Consider the following 4,456-nt stretch of genomic DNA (forward strand, 5'->3'; position numbering starts at 1 on the left):
GGCGTAGGTGCCGGCGAACGGGTTCCTGACGACGACGCCGCAGACCGCCTTGCGCAGCGGCCGGGCGGCCACGGGGCCGTTCTCGTGCAGCGTCTCCTCGACCAGGCCGACCCAGCGCCGTACCCGGTAGTCCTTCAGCACCTGCTCCTCGGGGGTCATCAGGGTTGTCTCCTTCTCGTCCTTCTAGCTCCGCACGACGGACAGGGCGTGGCGGTTGGGGTTGGTCGGGTCGTACAGGGCGGTTTCGAGGTTCTCCAGCGTGAACTGGTTGCCCTCGGACATCGCGCGGGTGGCGGCGAAGTCGGCGGAGCGGCGCTGGCAGCGGTCGGTGAACGGCCGCTCCAGCTCCTCCCACTGGGCCAGGGCCGCCTCGATCCCGCCGTCGGCGGCCTCGGTGGCGGCGACGGCCAGGGTGTAGGCGTTGGCCATCGCGCAGCCGGCGCCCTGCGCGAGCGCGGGGGGCATGGCGTGGGCCGAGTCGCCGACGAGGGCGACGGCGCCGCGGCGCCACTCGGCGACGGCGGTGGTCTCGTAGCCGTAGTAGCGGGGGTCCGCGGCGGTGGCGGCGGCCTGGAGGACGGGGGTCAGCTCGGGGTACGCGGACGTCCACAGGTCCAGGTCGATGGGGGTGCGGCTGCCTTGCTCGTCGGCGCGGGGCGCGCCGAGGGCGAGGTACAGCTCGCGGTCGTTGCACGGCACGTAGAGCACCCGCAGGTAACGAGGTTCGAGGTTCCAGAAGTCGATGACGTTGTCCCACTCGCCGGCGCCGAGTTCGGCCCTGCGGCGCGGCACGAGGAACCGGGTGATCCCGTCGCGGGACTTCCAGCGGTCCTGCTCGAAGCCTATGGAGTCGCGGACCTTCGACTTCACCCCGTCGGCGCCGACGACGAGGTCCGCGCGGAGCGTCTCGCCGGAGGCGAGGGTGACCCGGCCGCGGGGGTCGGCGGCGACCACCTCGGAGCCGGTGCGGATCTCCACACCGGCCGCGAGGGCGGCGTCCAGCAGGCACTTGTGGAGGTAGGGCCGGGTCATGGTGCGCCAGGGCAGGCCGCCGAAGTCCTCGTGGGACACGCTGGCGTGCTGGAAGCGGGTCTCGTAGAACGGCGGCGTCATCGAGTCGGCCACCACCGCCTCGTACGCGCCGATGGCCTTCAGCACCTTGAGGCTGTTGTGCCACAGGACGATGCCGGCCCCCTGCTCGCGCAGCTCCGTCCCCTTCTCGTGCACCCGCACCGACCACCCGCGCTGCGCGAGCGCCGCGGCGGTGGTCAGGCCCGCGAACCCGGCGCCGGACACCTCCGCGTGGCGCGCCCGCCTGTCAACCGTGGTTTCCATAGCTCCGCTCTCACTCGTCGTGCCGGCCGCCCGGAGGCGGCCGGCGCGCCTTCAGTTGCCGGCGTCGTTCCCGGCACCGGATCCGGCGCCGGCCTTCGCGGCCTTCTCGACGAACTTCTCCTGGTGGACGTCGGCGACGCTGGGCGTACCGCCCTTGAGCACGTCCTGGTCGGCGAGGGTGTCGATGGTCGCCTGCCACACCTGCTTGTCCATGGCGCCCAGGCCGTGCTTCTCCGTGACGTCGCTGGTGAAGGTGTGATCGATGTCCGCCTGGATCTGCCGCTCGAACAGGTCGGCCTTGTCGCGGTTCTCCGGGGAGGACTCGGCGAGGATCTGGGCGGTCTTGTCCGGGTTCTTCATGACGTAGCCGAACGCCTTGACGTAGGCGTTGGTGAAGCGCTGCACCACGTCGGGCTCGTTCTCGGCCATGTTGTCGCTGGTGAACAGGCCGGAGCCGTAGCCCTCGTAGCCGTGCTCGGAGCCGAGCAGGACGTCGAGCGAGCCCTCGCCGCCGGCGGCGTCCTCCAGTTGCGGCACCTCGGCGTCGATGTAGCAGGGGACGGTGTCGACCTTGCCCTGGATCAGGTAGTTCTCGTACGGCGGGGTGACGCTGACCTCCTTGAGGTCGTCGCGGCTCAGTCCGTTGTCCGCGAGCAGCGCCTGGTAGAAGAGGAACGTCGAACCGGCGGCGTGGATACCGGCGGTCATCCCCTTCAGGTCGTCGATCGACGTCAGCTTGTTCTTGTCCTTCACCGTGCACATGGCCAGCGGCGAGGTCTGGTTGACGGCGGCCAGGGTGGTGACGGGCACGTCCTGGGAGCGCGCGGTGACGAGCGACGGCAGGTCGCCGAAGCCGAAGTCCGCGCGCCCGGTGCCGACGATGCGCAGCGCGTCGGGCGAGCCGGTGCCGGTCTTGATGCTCTCGACGTCGATGCCCTCGTCCTCGAAGTAGCCGAGCTTGTCGGCGACGTAGAACATGCCGTGGTTGCCGCGGAGTTGGTAGTCGAGCTGCACGGTGACCTTGTCGAGTCCGCCGTCGGCGGAGTCGTCTCCAGAGCCGCCGCCGCAGCCGGCGAGAAGAAGTGCCGCGGTCGTCGCACCCGCGATACCGGCGACGGTTTTCCTACTCTGCCTGATTTTCTTTCCGGAGGGGAACATGAGGGGCTCCTAGCGCAGGAGAGAATGCAAAGCCGGATTCAACGGGTGGTGTCGGCCGTGATGTGCGGGAATCGCCTGCGGAGCACGAACTCCAGCAGCGACATCGCGTAATAGAGGATCAGGCCGAGCAGGGACACGAGGGTCAGGGCCGCAAACATGAGCGGGGTGTCCAGCTGCGTCGAGGCGAACTGGATGAGATAGCCGAGGCCGTTCTCGGCGCCGGAGAACTCCGCCACCACCGCGCCGATGACGGCGAGGGTGATCGCGATGCGCATGCCGGCGAAGAGGTACGGCAGCGAAGTAGGGATCTGGATACGGGTGAGGATCTGGTTCCGCGACGAGCCCACGGACCGCATGAGCAGCAGCAGGTCCTGGTCGATGGCCTTGAGGCCGACGATCATGTTGAGGGTGATCGGGAAGAACGTGATCACCACGATGAGCAGCAGCTTGGGCGCGAGGCCGTAGCCGAACCAGAGGATGAAGATCGGCGCCAGGGCGACCTTGGGGACGACCTGGAAGAGCACGATCAGGGGGTAGAGCGCGCGTTCCAGCCAGCTGAAGCGGACGATGAGCACGGCGAGCAGCACGCCGACGGCGAAGCTGAGCAGGAAGCCGTAGAGGATCTCCTGGGTGGTGACCCAGGTGGCGTCCCACAGCATGTCGCGCGAGCGCCACATCTCGGCGAGGAACTCGCTCGGCTTGGCCAGCTCGAAGCTGGAGATGCCGAAGACCTCGACGGCCAGCTCCCAGAGCACGAAGCCGGCGACGAAGACGGTGAGGCTGGGCCACACGCTCCGGATCCAGCCGCGGATCGCGCCGCCGGGCCGCCGGCCGCCGGGGCGGCGCCCGGCCGGCTTCTTCACGTCGTCCTGTGCGAGCGCCATGTCAGACCGTCGCTTTCGGTTCCAGGTGGCCGCGCAGCCGGCCCGTGTACTCGGTGAACACGGGGTCGTCGAGCACCTCGCGGGTGCGCGGCCGGGGCAGGGCGACGTCGAGCGTCTCCAGGAAGCGGCCCCGGTCCAGGCCCATCACGTGCACCGTGTCGGAGAGGAAGACCGCCTCGGAGATCGAGTGGGTGACGAAGACGACGGTCTTGCCGGTCGCCGCCCAGATCTCGGCGAGCTTCAGGTTCATCTCGTCCCTGGTGATGGCGTCCAGGGCGCCGAACGGCTCGTCCATCAGCAGGATGGCCGGGTCCATGGCCAGCGCGCGGGCGATGGACACGCGCTGCGCCATGCCGCCGGACAGCTCGTGCGGCAGCTTGTCCTCCGCCGCGGCGAGGCCGACCAGCTCCAGCGCCCGGCGCGCCGCGGGGGCGGCGTCGGCGGCGCGCTCGCCCGCCGCGATCTGCCGCAGCATGCTCGCGTTCTGCACCGCGGACTTCCACGGCAGCAGTGCGGGGCGCTGCGGTACGAGGCCGATGAAGCGGCCCTTGACGGCGTCCGCGGCCGGCTGCCCGCCGATCCGCACGGTGCCTTCCGTGGGTTCGAGAATGCCGCCCAGAATTTTCAGCAGCGTGCTCTTGCCGCAGCCCGAGGGGCCGAGCAGCGTGACAAAACTGCCGGGGGTGATGTCGAGGTCCAGGTTCTCCAGAACCGTCTGTTCCTGCTCGCGCCGAGCAAAACTCATCGCGATACCCTGCGCTGAAATCCCCATGGATTCCATGGAAAGCTCCTCTCCGCGCATCAGAGCGACACCGGAGTTGGCCGATCGGGTTATCACTGTCTAAGAATGTGTTATCAAGCACGTTAGGCACGTCACCCTGGGGCCGTCAAGAGATGCGACACGCGTTTCCCCCGGACCGACCAGTAGGGACACACGAAGGGGCGGTCGGAACCCGGTGGTCAACCGGACTCCGACCGCCCCTTCGGTGCGGACGGCCCTCTGCCGCGCGGGTCTACAGCGGCGTTTCCCGTACGTACCGCAGCCGCAGCCGTGCGTAGTGGCCGTCGTCCGCGGACAG

Annotated in this window: 5 protein-coding genes; all 5 read right to left on the reverse strand. The window is 69.3% G+C overall.

Translation table 11 applies throughout. From position 1 onward, the window contains the following. Positions 1–159: amino acid synthesis family protein (locus tag H5J30_RS18915; RefSeq protein WP_181788601.1), on the reverse strand; the 159-nt coding region annotated here is incomplete at its 3' end. A 24-nt stretch (positions 160–183) separates the two neighbouring features. After that, positions 184–1,335 carry an FAD-dependent oxidoreductase gene (locus H5J30_RS18920; protein WP_220189084.1) on the reverse strand — a complete coding sequence of 384 codons (1,152 nt, stop codon included), beginning with the start codon at positions 1,333–1,335 and terminating at the stop codon, positions 184–186. 51 nt (positions 1,336–1,386) lie between these two features. After that, positions 1,387–2,493, reverse strand: coding sequence for an ABC transporter substrate-binding protein (locus H5J30_RS18925; protein ID WP_181788602.1), 1,107 nt, complete (start codon positions 2,491–2,493; stop codon positions 1,387–1,389). Positions 2,494–2,531: 38 nt separating this feature from the next. Further along, complete coding sequence (locus H5J30_RS18930; RefSeq protein WP_181788603.1) at positions 2,532–3,377, reverse strand: ABC transporter permease; 846 nt, start codon at positions 3,375–3,377, stop codon at positions 2,532–2,534. A 1-nt stretch (position 3,378) separates the two neighbouring features. Beyond that, entirely contained in the window at positions 3,379–4,122 is a 744-nt protein-coding gene (locus tag H5J30_RS18935; RefSeq protein WP_018837297.1) for an ABC transporter ATP-binding protein, read from the reverse strand. Positions 4,123–4,456: the final 334 nt, after the last annotated feature.

The organism is Streptomyces phytophilus (assembly GCF_013870535.1).
GTDB lineage: Bacteria > Actinomycetota > Actinomycetes > Streptomycetales > Streptomycetaceae > Streptomyces > Streptomyces phytophilus.

Excerpts from the sequence above, each read along its gene's own strand:
- H5J30_RS18925 (WP_181788602.1), bottom strand. The coding sequence starts at position 2,493 with ATGTTCCCCTCCGGAAAGAAAATCAGGCAGAGTAGGAAAACCGTCGCC.
- H5J30_RS18920 (WP_220189084.1), bottom strand. The coding sequence starts at position 1,335 with ATGGAAACCACGGTTGACAGGCGGGCGCGCCACGCGGAGGTGTCCGGC.
- H5J30_RS18930 (WP_181788603.1), bottom strand. The coding sequence starts at position 3,377 with ATGGCGCTCGCACAGGACGACGTGAAGAAGCCGGCCGGGCGCCGCCCC.
- H5J30_RS18935 (WP_018837297.1), bottom strand. The coding sequence starts at position 4,122 with ATGAGTTTTGCTCGGCGCGAGCAGGAACAGACGGTTCTGGAGAACCTG.